This window comes from Salinivibrio proteolyticus, assembly GCF_001996165.1.
GTDB lineage: Bacteria > Pseudomonadota > Gammaproteobacteria > Enterobacterales > Vibrionaceae > Salinivibrio > Salinivibrio proteolyticus.
The window spans coordinates 33,888-53,854 of sequence record NZ_MUFP01000024.1 but is presented as its reverse complement, the minus strand read 5'-3'; the positions used below and the strand labels follow the sequence as shown (position 1 = coordinate 53,854).

The following is a 19,967-nucleotide window of genomic DNA, read 5'->3' as shown; positions in this document are numbered from 1 at the left end:
GGGTCGTCTTGCGGGCAAGATCAGCCTTGGTTGCGAAACACTGTCTAGCAGCGAGTACGAGCCGTTAAGATTTTTAGATGTTTAGACGTCTATTTGTTGACTGGATGGCTAGAGGGCTGTAATCTGGATCACAGTTTTATAAGAGGTATTACAAAAACTGCCATGACAACATCTGCAAACACAACGCCGCAGCCTTCTGCCCTTGCACTGCTGCCCCTATTATTATTCTTAACCCTTTATATTGGTGCAGGCGTTTACTTTACCTTAGAAGGCGCGGACTACGCCTTCTATCAATTGCCTGCACATGTCGCCATTTTACCGGCGGTGATGGTGGCACTTGCTCTCAGCCGTGAGCGCCTGAATACCGCGATTGAACAGCTTATCCGTGGCATGGGCCATGGTGATATTATCGCCATGTGTATGATTTACCTGCTGGCGGKTGCCTTCTCATCAGTGGCTGACGCCACGGGTGGTGTGCAGGCGACGGTCAACCTAGGGCTGACCTTGATCCCAGAAAGCCTGATTCTGCCGGGACTGTTTGTTATTGCGGCCTTTATCTCCACGGCAATGGGTACGTCAATGGGCACCATTGCCGCACTGGCTCCCTTTGCATTGAACATGGCGACCGCGACCGGCCAGTCACCGGCAGTGATGGCGGGGGTGCTGCTCAGCGGTGCGATGTTCGGTGACAACCTGTCGTTTATTTCCGATACCACGATCGCGGCAACACGCTCACAAGGCTGTAGCATGCGCGACAAGTTTAAAGAGAACGTCGGGATAGCCATTCCTGCCGCCATTGCTGCCATTATCTTATTTGTGTTCAACAACCAAAGTGCGCCGGTGGACGCGCCTGAAAGCATTAACTATCTCGCGGTTGTGCCTTACCTTTCTATCATCGTCTTGGCGCTCGCAGGGCTGAATGTGTTTGTGGTGCTGACTGCGGGGATTTTGCTGGCGATGGGTGTCGGGCTGATGAGCACGCCAGATTTTACCTTGATGAGCTTTAGCCAGCATGTCAAAGACGGCTTTGCTAGCATGCAAGAGATCTTCATCTTGTCTTTGATGATTGGCGGTATTGCAGAGCTGATGCGCTGCCAAGGTGGATTAAGCTTTTTAACCAACACGGTTAATAAAGTGATTGCCCGTTTCCAGAAAAACCAAGGTAACCATCACTCACGGGCCAGTGAGTTTGGAATTGCCTTGTTGGTGTCATTCGCCAACGTGTGTACCGCCAACAACACGGTTGCTATCGTAGTGTCAGGGCAAGTGGCGAAGAACATTGCCAGTGAACACGAGGTGCCTGCGAAACGCAGTGCCAGCCTGCTCGATATTTTCTCGTGTGTGGTACAGGGTATGATCCCCTATGGCGCGCAAATCCTGCTGCTGGGTGCCAGCTTTGGCCTCTCGCCACTGGTGATTGTAAGCCACTCGTACTACTGCTTCTTCCTTGCCATTTCTGCACTGGTTGCTATTGCCAGCCGACACTGGTTTCACGCCCGTCAGCAGTAATGGTCTGATAACGCGCTATTAAAATGGCTCACCTCACAAAGCCTTTGCCGCACGCAAAGGCTTTTTTGTTGGCCCTCGCGAACTTGCAAGCAAAGGATGCGCCGATTTCGCCATTGATTAGAGTTTAGGCTCTATAACTTATGACTCGATCACCAAAGTGACGGTTTTTGCCCAACTGACGGTGATCATCGCAACAAAATAATGAAATAGACCAGCGGGATAGCATGAATTCTTTTAAACTAGTCGGCGTTTTCTAATCGTCGACAGTCGTCGATGGTGGCTTATCCATCGCTAATAAGGTCTTAGATCATGAAGGAACGTCTTTCTTTGAAGGCAGCGGTCAGTGCTGCGTTAATTGCGTCATTGGCAGGGTGCGCCAATACAGGCTCAGAAACACCAGAACACGGTTGGGCGCCAGATACCACTTATAAGTTAACCATTCTTCATACCAACGATCACCACGGTCGTTTCTGGCACAACCGCTACGGCGAATACGGCATGGCTGCGCGCAAAACGCTGATTGATGAGTTGCGTGCCGAAGCAAAAGCAGAAGGCAGCGAGGTGCTATTGCTCTCAGGCGGTGATATCAACACCGGTGTGCCTGAGTCTGACTTGCTACAAGCGGAACCAGATTTTAAAGGCATGACGCAAATTGGTTACGATGCGATGGCGATCGGTAACCACGAGTTTGATAACCCACTGAGCGTGCTTGAAAAGCAAATGCAATGGGCCGACTTCCCAATGCTGTCAGCCAACATCTATGATAAAGAGACAGGCGAGCGCAAATTCCAAGCTTATCAAATGTTTGAGCGCAACGGCCTTAAAGTTGCTGTGATTGGCTTAACCACTGAAGATACCGCCAAAATCGGTAACCCAGAGTATATCGGTTCATTGGAATTCCGTGATCCAAAAGCGGAAGCGAAGAAACTGATCGCAGAGTTGAAAGAAACCGAGCACCCAGACATCATCATTGCTGCCACACACATGGGCCACTATGCCGATGGTAAAAGCGGTGTGAACGCACCGGGTGATGTGGCGCTCGCGCGTTATATTGACGAAGGTGATTTGGATCTGATCATCGGTGGACACTCGCAAGAGCCGGTGTGCATGGAAGGTCCAAACATGTACAACAAAAACTTCCAGCCGGGTGATGCATGTACGCCAGACCAGCAAAACGGTGCGTGGATCATGCAAGCGCACGAGTGGGGCAAATATGTCGGTAAGGCGGAGTTTGAATTCCAAAACGGCGATTTGAACCTCGTTAGCTATGATCTGATCCCTGTGAACCTGAAGAAAAAAATCAAGGTGAACGGTGAGAAGAAACGTGTCTTCATCCAAGATGAAATCGCGAAAGATCAAGCGCTGTATGACTTCTTGAAGCCATACCAAGACAAAGGCCAAGAAAAACTCAACGTCAAAATTGCTAACAGCAATGGCAAGCTTGAAGGTGATCGTGATGTGGTGCGTTTCCAACAAACCAACCTTGGTCGCCTGATCGCCATGTCACACATGGAGCGTGCGAAAGCAGACTTTGCGGTGATGAACTCCGGCGGCGTACGTGATTCGATTCCTGCTGGCGACATCACTTACAAAGACGTATTGAAAGTACAGCCATTTGGCAACATGGTGACGTACACCGATATGAGCGGTAAAGAAGTGCTGGACTACCTGAATGTTGTCGGCACTAAGCCGGTTGATTCTGGTGCGTATGTACAGTTTGCCGGTATCTCGATGGTGGTTGAAAACGGTAAAGTTCACGATGTGAAAATCGGTGGTGAGCCATTAGATATGGACAAAACTTACCGCTTCACCGTGCCAAGCTTTAACGCAGCGGGTGGTGATGGTTATCCAAAACTGACCAACCATCCAGGTAACGTAAACACAGGTTTCGTGGATGCTGAAGTGCTGAAAGACTACCTAGAAGCGCACAGCCCAATTGATGTGAACGACTACGCACCGAAGGGCGAAATTGTTTACAAGTAAATCTGATTAAGATTGCCATGATAACAAAGCGGTACCGATGCGGTGCCGCTTTTTTTATGCAATGATAGTGCGATGTGTTTTAGCTGTAGAGAAGCATGATGACACCAGCGATTAAATTAGCTGAAAAACATGGGATTAAGTTTAACGTTCATCAATATGAACACGATCCTAACAACCAACACTTTGGCGAAGAAGCGGTGCAAGCACTTGGGCAAGATCCTGCTCGGGTATTCAAAACGCTGTTGTTTTGCATCAATGGTGACAGTAAACAACTAGCGGTCGCGGTCGTGCCGGTGAAAGGCTCACTCAACCTGAAAGCGGCAGCCAAAGCTGCAGGCGGTAAAAAGGCGGTGATGGCGGAGCCGGCGAATGCACAACGGGTGACAGGCTATTTGGTTGGCGGGATCAGCCCTCTGGGACAAAAGAAACGCTTGCCGACGCTACTTGATGCGTCTGCACAACAGTTTGAGACGATCTGTGTCAGCGCCGGTCGTCGTGGATTAGAAATAGAACTATCGCCAGCGGATTTGTTGGCGTTGACTGCGGGAAAGTACGCGGCGATCGGCGAATAACCATAAGGATAATCCAGTATGACATTCACCATTTGGGCCTCGTTGGCGCTTGTGTGTATGCTCGGCGCGATGTCGCCCGGGCCGAGTTTAGTGGTGATGGCGAAACATAGCCTCGCCAACAGTCGCTTACACGGTATTGTTGCGTCTTGGGCGCATGCGCTTGGCGTCGGTTTGTATGCGCTGATCACCATGTTGGGCTTAGCTGTGATCTTCAAACAATCGCCGTTACTCTTTACAGGGATTGCCTATACAGGGGCGGCTTACTTAGCGTGGCTTGGCGTCAAATCTTTGTTGAGCCAAGGTGGCGTGGCGTCCAAACTTGAAGCGGGTAAACCGGCAAGCTTAGGTGAGGCTGCGCGGGATGGTGCAATGATCTCGATGCTTAACCCCAAACTGGCGCTCTTTTTCATTGCCTTATTTAGTCAGTTTGTCGCCATTGGTACCGATTTCTTTAGTCGCAGTGTCATTGTTTTAACACCGCTATTGATTGACGGCTTATGGTATACCCTGATCGCGTTTCTGCTCTCCAGCGCCAGTGTGGTCGATAAGCTACGCCAGCATGCCGTGTGGGTGGATAAGCTCTCAGGCGTGGTGTTAATCGCGCTATCGGTTCGGGTAGTGGTGACGCTTTAAACCGCATAACGGCCGAAACATAAGTACAAAAAAGACTGGTGGCTCACCAGTCTTTTTTCTTTGGCGCAAGACAGCGCCGTGTCGTGTTGGGGTACATTCGCTAGGCGCGGCGGCTCAAATGGCGCTCGCGCGTTTCCAATTTTTTCTCTTGGCTTTTTTTCAGCATCACGTAAAGCGCTCCCGAGCCACCTTGATGGCGCAGCGCCGAGTGATAACAAAGGACATCTGAGATTTGCTGTAACCACTGGCACACATAGCTTTTCATCATGGCCGGCGGGTTACTGCGCTCTCCTTTACCATGCACAATCACCACGGTACGAATATCCATACGCTGACATTGTTTTAAAAAGCGTAAAATTTCATCGCGCGCTTTTTCCAACGACATCTTATGCAGGTCGAGCCTTGCGTGAATGTCATACTTCCCTAAACGCAGTTTACGGAACACGCCCTCTTGCACACCCGCGCGCTTGTAGGCCATGACTTCGTCCGGTTTCACCATGGTGGCGTAATCCAACGACAAATACTCAGGGTCGCTGTCGGCCAGCTTTTGCGCCGCTTGCTGTCGTGCCAGCTGTGCTTCAGTTGGCTGGTGAGATGCCGGTTGGGTCTCTACTTTGTCCTGCTCAATGGGGTCAACGTCAGACATCATCTCGCGGAACAAATCAAACTCATTTTTATCACTCATCGCTCTTATGCCATGTGTGGTTTGATACGATTTGGGGACAGTATAAACGAAATTAAAAAAAGAAACCCAGAGCCACATTCTGTGACCAACCATGTGACCCTGGACTAAGCAAGAATGCTTAAAGTTAGGTAGGCAATAAAAAACAGGTTACTGAGGTTTGGACGTCATCACTTTGTAGATGAAGTAACCACCAAAAAAACTGATTAAGCCAAATGTACAGATGATGACAATCATGGATGACAAGCCGACTGCATTGCCGAAAAGGAGATCAAGCCAAAAGTCCATAGTCTGTACCCTCGTGTCCGTTAATGTAGGGTCAGAATGCCAATAGGCAGTTAGTTGAATACTGATCAGGATCAAGTCAGAGAGGTGAACAAATAATAAACATATGTTAACGGGAATTGGATCACAGTCTCTGCGTAACTGACGTTTCTTTCACCGCTTAAGCGTGAACAAGAAAAAATTTATCGGACAGGGCTTGAGGTTTCGGTGGGCTTGAGTATTATAGGCCACCTCAGCGCGGGGATGCACTTGGTCGCATAGCCCTTCGCTTGACAAGATAAACGTCAATTCGTAAAACTTGTCATATGTCGGTGAATAGCGCAGTTTGGTAGCGCATCTGGTTTGGGACCAGAGGGTCGGGGGTTCGAATCCCTCTTCACCGACCACTATTCAGTTAGTGGAGAGCGTATTTGGTCGGGGTCCGGGAGCCCGGTCGCGCGGAAGGCCGCCCCATCGAAGCCCTCTTCACCGACCACTATTTTAAACTGAGTGATCGAAGGTTACTTAGTTGACGTAAAAAGCATTAACGGTGAATAGCGCAGTTTGGTAGCGCATCTGGTTTGGGACCAGAGGGTCGGGGGTTCGAATCCCTCTTCACCGACCAACGCAAAACCCCAGCCTTTTGGCTGGGGTTTTTTCATATCAAGATGGAGCATCGGAGTTATGCTTGCAGAGGGTCGGGGTCCGGAAGCCGGTCCAGCGGAAGGCCGCCCCATCGAAGCCCTCTTCACCGACCAACGCAAAACCCCTGCCTTGTGGCTGGGGTTTTTTCGTTTTATTGCAGGTGAGTGCTTAAGGCTTAGGATAGTGCTGGAAAGCCTCAATATGACCTGTCTCGTCAAATGCCATCACCGTATATGGCTGGTGACGATCGCCATATTCCATACCCGGCGAGCCGATCGGCATGCCGGCAACAGCGAGACCTTCATAGCCTGTATGGGTGGCAAGGAGCTTTTTCACTTCCTGTGCGGGCACATGGCCCTCAATCACGTAGCCGTTGATGCGTGCAGTGTGACATGATTGCATGTTGGCAGGCACACCCATCTCTTGTTTGATGGCCGCCATATTGTTGTGCGGTTTAACCTCCAGCTCAAAACCGGCTTGCGCCATATGCTCAACCCAGTCGTCGCAACAGCCACAGCTGGGCGATTTATACACCACGCCGCTTGCGGCCATCGCTGAGGCACTCATCAGGCCTACGGTTGCTACAAGTCGTTGTAAACGCTTCATTATCACTCCTTGTTACTTCTCGTCTGATTTTATTTTGAAAAAACGTAGTCGATTGGCGTTGGTGACAACCGTAATCGAAGACAATGCCATTGCACCGCCGGCAATGACGGGGCTGAGTAACATGCCGGTAAAGGGATAAAGAATACCGGCCGCTACCGGGATCCCCAGCGTGTTGTAAACAAAGGCACCAAACAGGTTTTGCTTCATATTGCGCACGGCGGCTTGAGATAAAGCAATCGCGTTGGCAAGTGCTCCAAGATGTTGGTGCATTAACGTAATTTGCGCACTTTCAATCGCAATATCACTGCCGCCGCCCATCGCGACACCCACATCCGCCTGAGCGAGGGCGGGTGCGTCGTTAATGCCATCGCCCACCATTGCCACACGCTTACCTTGCTGTTGCAGCGCTTGAATTTGCTCGGACTTACCATCCGGAAGTACACCTGCAATTACATGATCAATACCTAATTGGCGACCGATCGCATTGGCAGTATCGGGGTGATCGCCTGATAGCATGATGACTTCGAGCCCTTGTTGTTGCAGCCGCGCGACGGCGTCAATCGCATCGTCCCGAATCGGATCGCTGATCCCGATAAGCGCCAGCACTGCCTGATCATTAGCAAGATAAATCGCGGTCTCACCGCGGTGGGTCATGGCGTCAATATCCTGTTGATGGGAGCGAGTATCCAGTCCTTGTGCACGCATCCATGCGTGGTTGCCGATGTAGTAACGCTCGCCGTCAATTTTGGCTTGGATCCCCTTGCCGGATTCACTGTTAAAGTCGCTTGATTCGGGCAATGAGAGTGTCTGTGCCTTGGCATAGTCCACAATCGCCCTTGCTAAGGGGTGCTCGGAATGTTGTTCCATGGACGCCGCGATAGCCATGAGGCGATCTTGTTCGCCATGAAGAGAATGAATATGCGTCACCTCAGGCTGGCCGCGTGTCAGCGTACCGGTTTTATCAAAGACTAGGGTATGTAGCTTGGCGGCCGTTTGTAGTGCGTCCGCATCACGGATTAACACCCCAATTTCAGCTGCGCGTCCTACCGCGGCGGTGACCGATAGCGGTGTCGCAAGCCCAAGCGCACACGGGCAAGCAATAATTAATACCGTGGTCGCTGTCACCAGCATATAGCTCACAGAAGGCTCAGGGCCGACAAGATACCAAATGGCAGCGGTAAGTAACGCGATGCACACGACCACAGGCACAAACACAGAGGAGATGCGATCCGCTAACTTGGCTAGTTCAGGCTTGCTACTTTGGGCTTCACGCACTAAATCGATAATCCGTGCCAGCATGGTGTCGCTGCCCACGCCGGTGGCTTTAAAGGTTAAGCCACCCTGTTGGTTCACGGTTCCGGCATGTAAGGTATCGCCGGCTTGCTTATGCACCGGTACCGGTTCACCAGTTAGCATGGATTCATCGATATAGCTGCTGCCATCAATCACTTCACCATCCACAGGGACTTTGGCACCCGGTTTCACACGCAGAGTCATGCCTTTTTCCACATCACTTAATGGGCGCTCGGTTTCTTGGCCATTTTCAATCACTAGGGCAGTGGGCGGTTGCAAATCAAGCAGCTGGTCTAGCGCTTTGGAGGTATTAGCACGTGCGCGCGCTTCAATCGCATGGCCCAAGCTAATCAAACCAATGATCATTGCCGAGGCTTCAAAATACACATGACGTGCTTGTTCAGGGAATAATGCCGGTGCCACGACGACGGCGGTTGAGTACAGCCACGCCGCCCCCGTGCCGAGCGCGACCAAGGTATCCATGGTGGCGCGTTTGTGCATCAACGCTTGCCATGCATTCGCGAAGAAGTGGCGACCACCGGTTGCAAGCAATATCAGCGTTAGCACGGCAATCACGCCCCACGCCCACTGATCTTGGTTCGATTGAATGGTCATACTGCCACCCAATATCCCCCATGCCATCAGTGGTGCGCCGAGCCCTAACCCTGCAAGGGTACTGCGTTTAAAGCTTTTCAGCTCAGAGGCTTGCTGAATCTGTTGGCGTTCTCGGCGGTCGTTATCATCTTCCACCTTTTCGGCGCCGTAGCCTGCGTTTTCTACTGCTTGAATAATCGTCGCTGCTGTCGCATTGCCTTTAACAATGGCACTACGCTCAGCAAGGTTCACGCTAACATTGGCCACGCCGTCCACACTGCTGATAGCAGTTTCAACACTTTTGACACAACTTGCGCATGTCATGCCGGATAACACAAACTGCATGCGTGAGTGGCTGGATGAAGGTTCAGTGCGCATCTGGGCTTTGGCTTGTTGCTCAACCTCGGCGGTCTCGGCTTGCGGTTGATGCGGCTCGGTTGATGAGGACGTTGCTTGGCTGGGATCGATGAGTGTGGCCCCAAAGCCCAACGCTGCGATCGTTTCAATCAGCGTCTCGGCGCTGAGCGTCGTGCGCACGGTCGCCGCGTCTTTGCTGACTTGATAGTCAAAAACGGCATCGTTTTCATCGAGCGCACGCTCCACTTTCGCCACGCAGTGACTGCAGCTTAACCCCGACAATGCCAATTCATGCTGATAACCGACTTGATAGCCAAGGTTCTCAATGGTTTGGATGATGGAGTCCAAGCTCAAGCTGGTATGAATATCTGCATGGGTTTTAGTTACCGAGTGCGAAAACACGGTGGGCAGGGCATCCAATGCCGCTTCGACTTTGGCGACACAGCGCCCACAGTTCAGCCCACTTAACGCTAAGGCATGACGAAAACCGGCTTGATATCCCAGTGTCTCGATCGCGTCGACGGCCTGTCTAAGCGTCGCTTCAGGGTTATCTCCGAGCACTTCCAGCGAGATAGCTTGTGTATCCGCCTTTTCTATGCGGACGTTATCGACTGTTCCCACTGCTTGGGTCACTTTTTTCACACACCCGTTGCAGCTCAGGCCGTCGAGAGGCAAGGTGTAATAAGTCATGGTGGTATCTATGGTTGTCATTTCCGCTCCTTAATGATCACAACACGGCGCACGTGTTGGGGAAACGTCGCAACATCGAGTAAACTGAACCATAAACCTTATAGCTACTGGAAGGTCAAGGAGCGAGAATGAAAATTCAGCAAGTCGCCGAAAAAACCGGCTTAACCACCAAAACCATCCGCTTTTACGAGCAGAAAGGGCTGATCACGCCGCCACACCGCGCCGACAATGGGTATCGTGATTATCGCGCGCAGCACGTGAGTGAGTTGCAAATGATTCGTCGGGCGCGATTGGTGGGGTTTACCTTGGAAGAAAGTGCGGATTTGTTAGCGTTATCGCGCGATCCTTCTTTACGCAGTGCCGATGTGAAGGCTCGCGCCGAGAGTAAATTGATGGAGATCGATGAAAAAATCGCCGAGCTGGCGGCGATGAAAACCACCCTTCAAGCGCTTACCCAAGCGTGTCCCGGTGATGGTGACGCGCAGTGCCCGATCATCGAAGCCCTGCGCGGAGACAGTGAGCTAGGCAGCATTGGTCTTACCGAAAGTCAGTGCTGCCAAGCGTCGGCGAAATAGCGGCCAAGCGTGGGTAAAAAATTAGTACAGTAGCGAGTACAGTTGACGGCGATAACGTGAGGCAATCTCGTTGCCTTGACCCAATGCGGCCAGAATATCCATCAAGGTTTTCTTCGCCTCTCCATCGGCGTGATTCATATCGCGACGGAGAATGTTCATCAGCAGCTCAAGTGCGTCTTCGCTACGATTGATTTGGTTAAGTTGCACCGCAAGCTCATAGGCAATATCTGCATTATCTGGGTTCTCAGCCAGTGCATCTTGCAAGTTGCGGATCTCTGGCGCGTCAGCTGCTTGATTGTGCAATTCAATTTTCGCGATCAGCCCTTTGTAGGTCGCGTCTTGATCTTGCATCAACACCGTATCGAGCACGGCTTGCGCTGCATCAAACTGCTGGGTCTCGACCAGACATTCGGCCAGCGCCAGTTTAAAGTCTCCCTTCTCACCGTGGCTGCTTTCAAGGGGTTTTAGGATCACCAAGGCATCGGTGTAATTGCCTTCCGCCATCAATTGACGCGCTTGGTCAAACGCTTGATCTTCTGGGCTTGGCAGGTGCTTATTCAGCATTTCGCGCACCGTCTCTTCATTTTGCGGGCCGGCAAGGCCATCCACCGGTTGACCATCTTTAAACAGAGCCAGCGTTGGCAGTGCGCGGACGCCAAACTGGGCGGCAATCAGCTGCTGCGCTTCACAGTCGATCGTGGCGAGCGTAAAGGTGCCGTGGCTATCGTGAGCCACCTGCTCGACAACCGTTTTCAGCTCAACGCTTTCGGGCATCATGTTTGCCCAAAAATACACCAGCACCGGCGTGCGTGAAGAAGACTCAAGAATTTGCTGAAAATTATGTTCGGTTAATTCAACGATATAGTTTGCGTGCATCATGGATCCCGACGAAGTGTGTTTGCAATAAGGGTGGGGGCAAATGCGTCGAAATTCAAGCAGCTGAGATACGAAAAAGCCACCCAAGGGTGGCCTATTTCGTCGGTCTGCAAGCGAGTCCATCAAAGATGACGAGTGCGGGTTACAACACGAGCACCACGCACAAAGCGACGCTCAAGCAGAGCCAGTTCAATTGATGCAAGGTCATCAGCCGGCTCCTGTTGTTTATTATTGTCGGTGTTATTGGCTTGGCAGCTTGGCTGCCAATGAAGGAAAGCGTGTCAGCAAGTGGCCGCTTCCACTCATGCAAGCTATATTAATCGCGATCTATGACATTGATGTGACAATTGCGACGTCAAACACGTTTTTTTTGCGTTCATCTTCCCATTGCATTAACTGCCTTTGAGCAAGACCCGATCGAGCCAACGGCTGGGAAGGAGCCGTTTGAGGATTGCCATCCACACTGTCGGTTGCGTTACGCGATAACGCACCTTGGGACGCGGCGAGAACAGCGCATGCGTCAGTGGTGCAACGAGCGCGTCGGCGGGCAGAGTATATTTGTTGCCGCCTTCGTCTGCAGCAAGACGGTCGATTTGGCTTTGATATGCGTGCTGGTGGCGACTTTTATTAGGGTCGACCCAGTATTTAAAAGCGCTGAGTGCATTGGCACGAAACGCGGTTTCAATCGGGCCGGGCTCAATCAAACTCACCTTAATGGGCGTATCGCTCAGCTCTAAACGCAGGGTATCGGTCCAGCCTTCGAGCGCAAACTTGCTGGCGTTATAGGCGCCGCGATATTTCAATGCCACGATGCCCAGCACCGAGCTATTTTGCACAATGCGTCCCTCGCCATAATTGAGCAGCATCGGCAACAAGGCTTGGGTTAAATGGTGCCAACCAAACACATTGGTCTCAAATTGGGCGCGTAAGGCATCGGTGGGCAAATCCTCCAGCGCGCCCGGTTGGCCGTAAGCGCCGTTGTTAAACAGCGCAAAGAGTTTCCCGCCTGTCATTTGCTCGATTGTGTCGACCGCTTGGTTAATGCTGGCCGTGTCTGACACATCCAACTGAATACAGGTTAAGCCTTCTTCCTGTAAGCGGCTGACATCGTCAGGCTTTCGGCAACTGGCGATCACCGTGTGCCCTTGCTCATGCAAAGCTTTGGCGCAGGCATAGCCGATGCCGGTGGAGCAGCCGGTGATTAAAATGGCGTTGTTTAATGGCGAAGCCGTTTCCATGACATCCTCACTCATGATTGTGGCGCGTCAGACAAATAAGGCGCGAGCTTTTCCGCCATAAAATCGGCAATCCAAGGTTGTGCTTCCGGCATCGGGTGAATGCCATCATCACGCATCCATTCAGGCTTTTGGATCACAGTCTCCATAAAAAAGGGCAGCAAGGGGGTTTGTGTTTGCTCTGCCAGTGTAGGATAAATATCAGCAAATCCTTGTGCATAGCGCTGGCCATAATTTGGCGGAATTTGGATTTGTACCAATAAAGGCGTGGCATCGGCCGCGCGAGTTTGGGTGATCAATTGCTCAAGGTTGTCTCGTATACGGTTAAACGGCCAACCGCGTAGGCCATCGTTGCCGCCGAGCTCAATCAGCACCCATTCGGGCTGGTGGCGTTCTAATAATTGAGGCAGACGCTGCAGGCCATTGGCGGTGGTATCGCCGGAAATGCTGGCGTTAATCACCTCAACCTCGACATCATGGTCGTTGAGCGCGCGCGGCAGCTTAGCAGGCCAGGCTTGTTCAGCCGCCATTTGGTAGCCAGCGCTCAAGCTGTCACCAAGGACAAGGAGCGTTTGTGCACTGGCACTGCTCACCCACAAAAAACACAACAAAGTAAGGATGCGTAACATGGCCTCTCCTGTTATTCGAGCCGAAAAAATTGCAAAACATGTCGTGACACGCGAACAGCCGCTTACCATTCTGCAGGATGTCTCGCTACAAATCGAGGCAGGCGAGTCGATTGCATTAATGGGCGTGTCCGGCGCAGGAAAATCCACCTTAATGACCTTGCTTGCAGGATTAGATACGCCCAGTGAAGGCGAGGTCGATCTGCTCGGCCACAAGCTTTCCACCTTGGATGAAGATGCGCGTGCGGCGCTGCGGGCCGAATCGGTGGGGTTTGTGTTCCAAAGTTTTTTACTGGTGCCGTCACTGAACGCGCTTGAGAACGTGATGCTGCCGCTGACCATTCGCGGTGAGGAAGAAGACGAAACCCGCGCCAAGCAACTGTTGGCCTCGGTGGGCCTACAAGGGCGCGAGAGCCATTTGCCGTCGCAACTCTCTGGCGGGGAGCAACAACGGGTGGCCTTGGCGCGTGCGTTTATTATTCGCCCACAAGTGCTGTTTGCCGATGAGCCGACCGGCAACCTTGACCAAAAAACCGCGGCGACCATCATCGATTTATTGTTTGAGCTGAACGAAAAGCACGGCACCACTTTGGTGTTGGTTACCCACGATCCGGCGCTGGCAAAGCGTTGTCAGCGTACCTTGATGATGGACAGCGGCAAACTACAGGAGCGAGTGAATGGCGAGTAAAAACGGACTACTCAATCGCTGGGCGTGGCGTGAACTGTTACACGGGCAAATTTGGCCCGTGGCGGTGGCCTTGGCACTGATTATCACCTGTGTGTTTGCGCTATCAGCATTGGCCGATCGCATTGAAAACGTGCTCACCCAGCAAGGGCGTAACCTGATTGCCGCCGATACCGTGCTGCGCACCCGTCAGCCGCTTAACACCGAGCAAATTGAGGCGTTTAAACAAGCTGGCGCCACAGTATCTGCCCAAACCCGTTTTGGCACCATGGCGTTCAGCGAGCAAAAAATGCAGCTGGTGAGCGTGAAAGCGGTGGATAGCCTTTACCCGCTGCGCGGTGATTTGGTGCTGGAGCAAAACGGCCAAGCCATTGGTGGTGACCGACGCATTCAACCCGGTGAGCTATGGCTGTCTGAGCGGGTGTTTAGCTTGCTGGATGTGAAAGCGGGCGACACCGTATCGATTGGTAACCTCGATTTAACGGTGAGCGGTACCTTGGCCGCGGAGCCGGAACTCTCGTTTAACCCCTTTAGCCAAATGCCCGCGGTAATGATCCATCGCGATGATGTGCCTGCCGCTGGTGTGGTACGCGAAGGCAGTCGGGTGCGTTATCGCTACTTTTTAACCGGTGACGAGCCCAGCCTAAGTGCGGCTAAAGCCAGCTACACGCTGCAAGATGGTGAGCGCTGGGTGGATGAAAACACCTCCGATCGCACTGGCGATATGCTGGACCGTAGCCGTCAGTATTTGTCGTTAACCGTGGTGCTGGTGATTGTGATGGCCGCGGCGACGTTAACCTTAACTTGTCAGCACTATGCTAAAAGCCGCGCGGATTTGGTGGCGATGCTAAAAAGCTTAGGTGCCAGCCAACAATGGGTGCGGCGCTGGTTGGCTCGGCAGTTAACCTTATTGTTTGTCCTTGCTACCGCCGTGGGCTTGGCTGCGGGGTACACGCTTGAAGTGTTATTGCGCTTGCCGCTGACCGATGTGCTGCCTTCACCGCTGCCAAGCTATGGCTGGGTGCCTTGGGTGCTTGCGCCCGGTGTTGCGCTTTTGGTGGCGTTACCTGCCTTGGGCGTGCCGCTGCTTAAATTGCTGGATGCGCCTGCGTTGGCCGCGGTGCAATCGCAGGCTGCCAGCGGACGTCGCCGTCGTGGCACTGCGGCGATCTTAATCGCGGTGCCAGTGGGAGCACTTGCACTGTGGGCGTTTGACAACACCTTGCTATGGACAGTGCTGGGGGCAATGGCAGTGATGATCGTCTTGCTGGCGCTGGCAGGGTTAGGCTTGCTCCGGTTGGTGAAATCACGGGTGCGTGCCCCCTCGGTGAAATTGGCCCTTAGCCGAATTACCCGCAACAAATTGGCTAGCAGCGTGCAGTTAGGGGCGCTGGCGATCTCCTTTATGCTGTTGGCTATCATCTGGCTACTGCGCACCGATTTGCTCGCTGATTGGGGACGGATGCTGCCGCCCGATGCGCCCAATGTGTTTGCGCTGAATATTGCCCCGAGCGAGCAGCAAAGCTATGTGGGTGAACTCGATGACGCCAGCTTGATGCGCTCTGATGCTTATCCCATAGTGCGTGGTCGGCTGGTGGGCAAAAACGGTGAGCGTTACCAGATCCCAACCGATGAAGTTGAGCGTGATGAAGTGGATGAAGCACTACGTCGCGAGCTTAATTTCACTTGGCGAGACAGTTTGCCGTCGCACAATGAGGTGATTGCCGGAGACTGGCCAACCGAGAATGGCGTGTCGGTGGAGGCAGACATTGCCGATCGCTTGGGAATTGAGATTGGCGACAGCCTGACCTTTAGCGTCACCGGCCAAGACTTTACTGCCACGGTGAACTCGATTCGTGAAGTCGAGTGGCGCAATATGCGGCCTAACTTCTACTTTATTTTCGACCGCGAGACGCTTGCCGATAAACCGGCTAACTGGCTGGTGAGCTTCAGGCTTGATGAATCGCAAACGCCTTTGCTCAATCGCTTGGCGCGGGAGTACCCGACCGTTACGCTGCTTGATTTGCGCACCATGAGCAGTCGCAYTCAATCGATTTTGCGTCAAATTGGCTTGTCGCTCTCGGTGTTGGCTGGGCTGGCGGTGATCAGCGGCTTATTATTGCTGCTCACCTTGCTGCGTATCAGCCTGAGTGAGCGTCAGCAGGAGATAAACCTCTATCGCACCTTGGGCGCGAGCCGCACCCGTATTCAGCGTACCTTATGGAGCGAGTACGGCGTGATGGCCTTTGTATCGGGCCTGATGGCGGTGCTGGGCGCAGAAGCGGCGATGGTCGGCCTGCTGAAATGGGGCTTTGAAATGGAGGTGCGCTTGCACCCTGAGCTTTGGGCGGTGTTGCCTGTTGTGGCGGTGGCGCTGGTGTTTGTCACGGTCGCCTCAATGCTGCGCAAACTGATTGATCCACAGCGGCGTTAACACAGGGCAGCGGATAAGCGTTCGTCTTTCATATGCAAAAAGCGGGTATCAATTTTTTTGATACCCGCTTTTTTGTGGAGAACGCCCGAGAAATCTAACCAGCAACACGCTTAGGCGAAAAGCGAATGGGCGATTAAAACAGTGACGCCATCGCTTCTTCTACTTTGGGGTGTTGGAACTTAAACCCTGAATCTTCAAGAGCATGGGGCAGGGCGCGCTGGCTATCGAGCAGCAAGTGCGAGGCTTCCCCCATCATGGCCTTAATCGCCACGGTAGGCACAAAGAAAAGGTGCGGGCGTTTTAAGGCACTGGCTAGCGCCTGACTAAAGCGTTTATTGGTGACCGGCTCTGGCGCGGTACAGTTAAACGGCCCTTGCAGTGCAGGCGAGTCAAGCAAATGTATGATTGCTGCGACCATATCATCAATATGGATCCACGGCATGTATTGTTGGCCTTTACCAATCGGGCCACCAAGGCCAAGTTGGTAGGGCAACATCATCCGTTTTAGCGCGCCGCCTTCGGCGCTTAACACCACACCGGTACGCAGCAGGCAGACTCGCGTGTGTTGCGAGGCGCCTTTTAAGGCAATTTTTTCCCACTGATGACACACATGCTGGGCAAAATCATCGGCATGAACCACCAAGGTTTCATCGAACGGATGGTCTTGCTGATCGCCGTAGTACCCCACTGCCGAACCGCTAATAAAGGTGTGGGGTGGCGTGCTGCTGGCATGGATTTTCTCGACCAGCTTTTCTGTTAGCCCCCAACGGCTGGTACAAATGATCCCTTTTTGCTGCTCGCTCCAACGCTTATCGGCAATTGGCTCACCGGCAAGGTTAATCACAGCATCAAAATCATTCAGGTGGGGAAGGTCGTCAAGACGCTCTATCGCGGCGACCGAGTCCCCGAATATCTTTGTCACCTTTTCTTTGTCGCGCGAGAGCACGGTGAGTTGATGTTGAGGCTGCAGCTTGGCGACCAAGGCTTTGCCAATCAGGCCCGTGCCACCTGTGATTAAAATATTCATGCCTAGAGTCCTAAAAGGGTGACGAAATCTCTGCTGTTAACGCTAAGGGGCTTTTCCACTAAGCGCAAGTGGTTGCTTTGTATCCTGTTACGTGTGGCAGCGAAAATTGGTTTGATCGCGCAGTTTTCTGCTTTGTCACTCGCACCGCACATTGGGAGTGCTAACATAAATAGGCATATAAACACTGTGCCTTTTCAAGGTCGATGTTCGTTACGCAGGGAGTCATGTCACCCACATGCAGGCGTTGTTCAAATCACTACTTGGCAGTTTTCGCGATCTCTTACCCATCATTTTAGTGATTGGTTTCTTTCAAGTGGTTGTCCTTAACCAGCCATTGCCCAATTGGTTATCCATCACCATTGGGCTAGTGCTCGTGGTCGTTGGGCTGACTTTATTTGTGTACGGCTTAGACATGGGGCAGTTCCCGATTGGCGAATCGATGGCGCATTCGCTGGCCCACAAAGGCAGTTTAGGGTGGTTAATTGCGTTTGCCTTTCTACTTGGCTTTGGCACCACGATTGCGGAACCCGCACTCACCGCGGTGGCGGCGGAAGCGGCAGATGTGGCCGCTAACGGCGGGATGATACACACCACAGAGGCAGCCAAAGACAGCTACGCCAATGGGCTGCGGCTAACCGTGGCGCTTTCTGTCGGCTTTGCGATTGTGCTTGGCGTAGTGCGGATTATTAAAGGTTGGCCGATCCACCGCTTAATTATCGGCGGCTACTTGCTGGTGGTGGCGATGACTATGGTGGCACCGCCCAGCATTATCGGCATTGCCTATGACTCGGGTGGGGTAACCACCTCCACGATTACAGTGCCATTGGTGACCGCGCTCGGCGTGGGGTTGGCAACCGTGATTAAAGGGCGTAACCCGATGGTGGATGGTTTTGGTTTGATTGCGTTCGCCTCGCTATCACCGATGATCTTTGTAATGGCTTACGGCATGGTGGTGGCGTGATGGATGCTCTGCGCCTGTTTATCGACACCTTTTTCTCCACCGTGCGCGATGTGATCCCGATTATCGCGATCATCTTTGGCTTTCAACTCTTTGTATTGCGCAAAGCGCTCAACAACCCCAAACGGATCTTTCTCGGTTTTTTCTATGTCATCTTGGGCTTGAGCCTATTTTTAATGGGGCTGGAGCTGGCGCTATTCCCGCTTGGGGCCTCGATGGCTGAGCAGCTCACTGCCACTGATTTTGTCGGCGCAGCACTCAAAGCGGGCGGCGAGATTAACTGGCAAGCCTATTACTGGGTGTACCTATTTGGTGCCGCGATAGGTTTTAGCACCACGGTGGCCGAACCCTCATTAATCGCGGTGGCGATCAAAGCGGCCAAGGTTTCGGGTGGGGCGATTCGAGTGAACGGCTTGCGGGCCTCGGTGGCGCTTGGCGTGGCAATGGGAATTGCCTTGGGATGCTATCGCATTGTGGTGGGCGACCCGCTCCATTACTACATCATCACCGGCTATGTGGTGGTGGTGATCCAAACCTATTTTGCCCCGCCGTTTATCGTGCCCTTGGCCTATGATTCTGGAGGGGTAACCACCTCAACTGTCACCGTACCCTTGGTGACGGCGCTGGGGTTAGGGCTAGCCTCTACCGTACCGGGAAGAAACCCGATGCTTGATGGTTTTGGCTTAATTGCGTTTGCCAGTTTGTTTCCGATGATCACCGTGATGGGCTATGCCCAAATCACAGCCTATTTACAGAAAAAGCACGCACAGCGTTCATCGCAAGGAGAGCCTATGCGGTTCAAATTAATCATGGCGTTTATTGAAGATGCCAAAACCGATGCGGTGCTCGATGCCGCCAGACAAGCCGGCGCTACCGGCGCGACCATCATTAACAACGCGCGTGGCGAAGGCTTGGTGAAAAAGAAAACCTTTTTAGGGCTGACGCTGGATGTGCAGCGAGACGTGGCCATCTTCCTGGTGGAAGAGCACTTATCACGCGCCATACTCGAAACCATTAATGACGTGGGCGAGTTTGATGCCACCTCCGGCAGTGGCATTGCGGTGCAAATTGATGTGGAAGATGCCGTGGGCGTGGCCCACCAAATGCGAGAATTAACCGAAGTGGTGAAGGACGAGTTATGAAACAACATAAAACGGTAAGAGATGTGATGCATGCCCATGCCGTGTGTATTGATGGGCTCACCACGGTCGAAGAAGCGATCCGCATTGCACGCGAACAAGAAGTGAAAGCGATTATCGTCAATAAACGCGATGAGCATGACGAATTCGGCATTGTGTTAATGAACGACATTGCCAAAAAAGTGCTCGCCAAAAACCGCGCCCCATCACGGGTGAATGTTTATGAAATTATGACCAAACCCGCGCTTAGCGTCTCTCCCAATATGAATGTGAAATACTGCGCCCGTTTATTTGAACGCTTCGGCATCAGCCGCGCCCCTGTTATTGAAAACGGCCAAGTCCTCGGCATGGTCAGTTATAACCTGATCGTCATCTACGGCATGCTCGCCGAAGAAGTGGAGAGCCAGCATAGGAAGGATTAGGAAGCGGACAAGTGGTTTTGGAGGGAGTGGGGTACTAGCTCATTTTTGCCCCATTCTGAGCTAGGACTGCTCTGCGCCTCATTTCTATATGAGATTCTTTGACCTATTCTTTCTTATGCCACAAAGTGTCTATGGCTTTGGTAGCAATCCATTTCTCATTGG

General features: G+C 52.5%; 18 protein-coding genes, 2 tRNA genes and 1 pseudogene. 13 read left to right on the top strand and 8 right to left on the bottom strand.

All coding sequences use genetic code 11. The features are described 5' to 3' along the window. Positions 1-162: 162 nt before the first annotated feature. The 4 genes from BZJ19_RS15195 (at position 163) to BZJ19_RS15180 (ending at position 4,697) form a co-directional block, all read left to right on the top strand. The gene (locus BZJ19_RS15195) at positions 163-1,509 is read left to right on the top strand and encodes a Na+/H+ antiporter NhaC family protein (protein ID WP_077676247.1); all 1,347 of its coding nucleotides are present in this window, start codon (positions 163-165) and stop codon (positions 1,507-1,509) included. Positions 1,510-1,818: 309 nt separating this feature from the next. Further along, positions 1,819-3,492: a bifunctional UDP-sugar hydrolase/5'-nucleotidase UshA gene (gene ushA / locus BZJ19_RS15190; RefSeq protein WP_077676246.1), complete on the top strand. Its 1,674-nt coding sequence runs from the start codon at positions 1,819-1,821 to the stop codon at positions 3,490-3,492. 98 nt (positions 3,493-3,590) lie between these two features. Beyond that, complete coding sequence (ybaK, locus tag BZJ19_RS15185; RefSeq protein ID WP_069587476.1) at positions 3,591-4,064, top strand: Cys-tRNA(Pro) deacylase; 474 nt, start codon at positions 3,591-3,593, stop codon at positions 4,062-4,064. 18 nt (positions 4,065-4,082) lie between these two features. Next, on the top strand, positions 4,083-4,697 hold the full coding sequence (locus tag BZJ19_RS15180) for a LysE family translocator (protein ID WP_069587367.1): 615 nt from the start codon (positions 4,083-4,085) through the stop codon (positions 4,695-4,697). 100 nt (positions 4,698-4,797) lie between these two features. Here BZJ19_RS15180 and smrA read toward each other — a convergent pair whose 3' ends face one another. Together smrA and BZJ19_RS15170 are read right to left on the bottom strand one after the other, a co-directional pair. Then, a complete protein-coding gene (gene smrA, locus BZJ19_RS15175) occupies positions 4,798-5,382 on the bottom strand; it encodes a DNA endonuclease SmrA (RefSeq protein ID WP_077457314.1) in 585 nt (194 codons plus the stop codon). A 147-nt stretch (positions 5,383-5,529) separates the two neighbouring features. Beyond that, a complete protein-coding gene (locus BZJ19_RS15170; protein ID WP_069587366.1) occupies positions 5,530-5,667 on the bottom strand; it encodes a DUF3149 domain-containing protein in 138 nt (45 codons plus the stop codon). Between the two features lie 306 nt (positions 5,668-5,973). On the opposite strand from BZJ19_RS15170, the gene BZJ19_RS15165 reads away from it, so the two are divergent. Together BZJ19_RS15165 and BZJ19_RS15160 are read left to right on the top strand one after the other, a co-directional pair. Continuing rightward, a tRNA-Pro gene (locus tag BZJ19_RS15165) sits at positions 5,974-6,050 on the top strand. Positions 6,051-6,191: 141 nt separating this feature from the next. Next, a tRNA-Pro gene (locus BZJ19_RS15160) sits at positions 6,192-6,268 on the top strand. Between the two features lie 188 nt (positions 6,269-6,456). Here BZJ19_RS15160 and BZJ19_RS15155 read toward each other — a convergent pair. Both BZJ19_RS15155 and BZJ19_RS15150 read right to left on the bottom strand, forming a co-directional pair. After that, positions 6,457-6,894, bottom strand: coding sequence for a DUF411 domain-containing protein (locus tag BZJ19_RS15155; RefSeq protein ID WP_077676245.1), 438 nt, complete (start codon positions 6,892-6,894; stop codon positions 6,457-6,459). A gap of 12 nt (positions 6,895-6,906) precedes the next feature. Then, positions 6,907-9,849, bottom strand: coding sequence for a cation transporter (locus BZJ19_RS15150; protein ID WP_235608258.1), 2,943 nt, complete (start codon positions 9,847-9,849; stop codon positions 6,907-6,909). Between the two features lie 107 nt (positions 9,850-9,956). Here BZJ19_RS15150 and cueR point away from each other — a divergent pair, with 107 nt between their 5' ends. Then, a complete protein-coding gene (gene cueR, locus BZJ19_RS15145) occupies positions 9,957-10,403 on the top strand; it encodes a Cu(I)-responsive transcriptional regulator (protein ID WP_077457310.1) in 447 nt (148 codons plus the stop codon). A 21-nt stretch (positions 10,404-10,424) separates the two neighbouring features. Here cueR and BZJ19_RS15140 read toward each other — a convergent pair whose 3' ends face one another. From BZJ19_RS15140 to tesA, 3 genes are all read right to left on the bottom strand, one after another. Beyond that, complete coding sequence (locus tag BZJ19_RS15140) at positions 10,425-11,279, bottom strand: co-chaperone YbbN (protein WP_077479690.1); 855 nt, start codon at positions 11,277-11,279, stop codon at positions 10,425-10,427. A 392-nt stretch (positions 11,280-11,671) separates the two neighbouring features. Beyond that, positions 11,672-12,517 carry an SDR family oxidoreductase gene (locus BZJ19_RS15135; RefSeq protein WP_077676244.1) on the bottom strand — a complete coding sequence of 282 codons (846 nt, stop codon included), beginning with the start codon at positions 12,515-12,517 and terminating at the stop codon, positions 11,672-11,674. Positions 12,518-12,528: 11 nt separating this feature from the next. After that, positions 12,529-13,143 carry a multifunctional acyl-CoA thioesterase I/protease I/lysophospholipase L1 gene (gene tesA, locus BZJ19_RS15130; RefSeq protein WP_077661817.1) on the bottom strand — a complete coding sequence of 205 codons (615 nt, stop codon included), beginning with the start codon at positions 13,141-13,143 and terminating at the stop codon, positions 12,529-12,531. Between tesA and BZJ19_RS15125 the strand changes: the two genes are divergently transcribed. Further along, complete coding sequence (locus BZJ19_RS15125; RefSeq protein WP_077479687.1) at positions 13,142-13,828, top strand: ABC transporter ATP-binding protein; 687 nt, start codon at positions 13,142-13,144, stop codon at positions 13,826-13,828. The two genes, tesA and BZJ19_RS15125, sit on opposite strands and share 2 nt — an antisense overlap. Next, positions 13,818-16,259 carry an ABC transporter permease gene (locus tag BZJ19_RS15120; protein ID WP_077676243.1) on the top strand — a complete coding sequence of 814 codons (2,442 nt, stop codon included), beginning with the start codon at positions 13,818-13,820 and terminating at the stop codon, positions 16,257-16,259. The genes BZJ19_RS15125 and BZJ19_RS15120 overlap by 11 nt, the downstream gene beginning before the upstream one ends. Positions 16,260-16,392: 133 nt before the next feature. On the opposite strand, the gene BZJ19_RS15115 is transcribed toward BZJ19_RS15120, so the two are convergent. Further along, complete coding sequence (locus BZJ19_RS15115) at positions 16,393-17,286, bottom strand: TIGR01777 family oxidoreductase (protein ID WP_077479685.1); 894 nt, start codon at positions 17,284-17,286, stop codon at positions 16,393-16,395. A gap of 235 nt (positions 17,287-17,521) precedes the next feature. On the opposite strand from BZJ19_RS15115, the gene BZJ19_RS15110 reads away from it, so the two are divergent. The 4 genes and pseudogenes from BZJ19_RS15110 (at position 17,522) to BZJ19_RS15100 (ending at position 19,805) form a co-directional block, all read left to right on the top strand. Then, positions 17,522-18,247 (top strand): DUF1538 domain-containing protein, encoded by a 726-nt coding sequence (locus BZJ19_RS15110; RefSeq protein WP_077676242.1) that lies wholly within the window; start codon positions 17,522-17,524, stop codon positions 18,245-18,247. Further along, positions 18,247-19,014, top strand: a pseudogene (locus tag BZJ19_RS15105) (DUF1538 domain-containing protein); the annotation flags it as partial. The gene BZJ19_RS15110 and the pseudogene BZJ19_RS15105, both read left to right, overlap by 1 nt. Positions 19,015-19,035: 21 nt before the next feature. Beyond that, the gene (locus BZJ19_RS17410; RefSeq protein WP_069587355.1) at positions 19,036-19,386 is read left to right on the top strand and encodes a P-II family nitrogen regulator; all 351 of its coding nucleotides are present in this window, start codon (positions 19,036-19,038) and stop codon (positions 19,384-19,386) included. Beyond that, entirely contained in the window at positions 19,383-19,805 is a 423-nt protein-coding gene (locus tag BZJ19_RS15100; RefSeq protein WP_025674526.1) for a CBS domain-containing protein, read from the top strand. The genes BZJ19_RS17410 and BZJ19_RS15100 overlap by 4 nt, the downstream gene beginning before the upstream one ends. Positions 19,806-19,967: the final 162 nt, after the last annotated feature.

Coding starts and splice junctions, on each gene's coding strand:
- ushA (WP_077676246.1), top strand. CDS start 1,819: ATGAAGGAACGTCTTTCTTTGAAGGCAGCGGTCAGTGCTGCGTTAATT.
- ybaK (WP_069587476.1), top strand. CDS start 3,591: ATGACACCAGCGATTAAATTAGCTGAAAAACATGGGATTAAGTTTAAC.
- BZJ19_RS15180 (WP_069587367.1), top strand. CDS start 4,083: ATGACATTCACCATTTGGGCCTCGTTGGCGCTTGTGTGTATGCTCGGC.
- smrA (WP_077457314.1), bottom strand. CDS start 5,382: ATGAGTGATAAAAATGAGTTTGATTTGTTCCGCGAGATGATGTCTGAC.
- BZJ19_RS15170 (WP_069587366.1), bottom strand. CDS start 5,667: ATGGACTTTTGGCTTGATCTCCTTTTCGGCAATGCAGTCGGCTTGTCA.
- BZJ19_RS15155 (WP_077676245.1), bottom strand. CDS start 6,894: ATGAAGCGTTTACAACGACTTGTAGCAACCGTAGGCCTGATGAGTGCC.
- BZJ19_RS15150 (WP_235608258.1), bottom strand. CDS start 9,849: ATGACAACCATAGATACCACCATGACTTATTACACCTTGCCTCTCGAC.
- cueR (WP_077457310.1), top strand. CDS start 9,957: ATGAAAATTCAGCAAGTCGCCGAAAAAACCGGCTTAACCACCAAAACC.
- BZJ19_RS15140 (WP_077479690.1), bottom strand. CDS start 11,279: ATGCACGCAAACTATATCGTTGAATTAACCGAACATAATTTTCAGCAA.
- BZJ19_RS15135 (WP_077676244.1), bottom strand. CDS start 12,517: ATGGAAACGGCTTCGCCATTAAACAACGCCATTTTAATCACCGGCTGC.
- BZJ19_RS15125 (WP_077479687.1), top strand. CDS start 13,142: ATGGCCTCTCCTGTTATTCGAGCCGAAAAAATTGCAAAACATGTCGTG.
- tesA (WP_077661817.1), bottom strand. CDS start 13,143: ATGTTACGCATCCTTACTTTGTTGTGTTTTTTGTGGGTGAGCAGTGCC.
- BZJ19_RS15115 (WP_077479685.1), bottom strand. CDS start 17,286: ATGAATATTTTAATCACAGGTGGCACGGGCCTGATTGGCAAAGCCTTG.
- BZJ19_RS15110 (WP_077676242.1), top strand. CDS start 17,522: ATGCAGGCGTTGTTCAAATCACTACTTGGCAGTTTTCGCGATCTCTTA.
- BZJ19_RS17410 (WP_069587355.1), top strand. CDS start 19,036: ATGCGGTTCAAATTAATCATGGCGTTTATTGAAGATGCCAAAACCGAT.
- BZJ19_RS15100 (WP_025674526.1), top strand. CDS start 19,383: ATGAAACAACATAAAACGGTAAGAGATGTGATGCATGCCCATGCCGTG.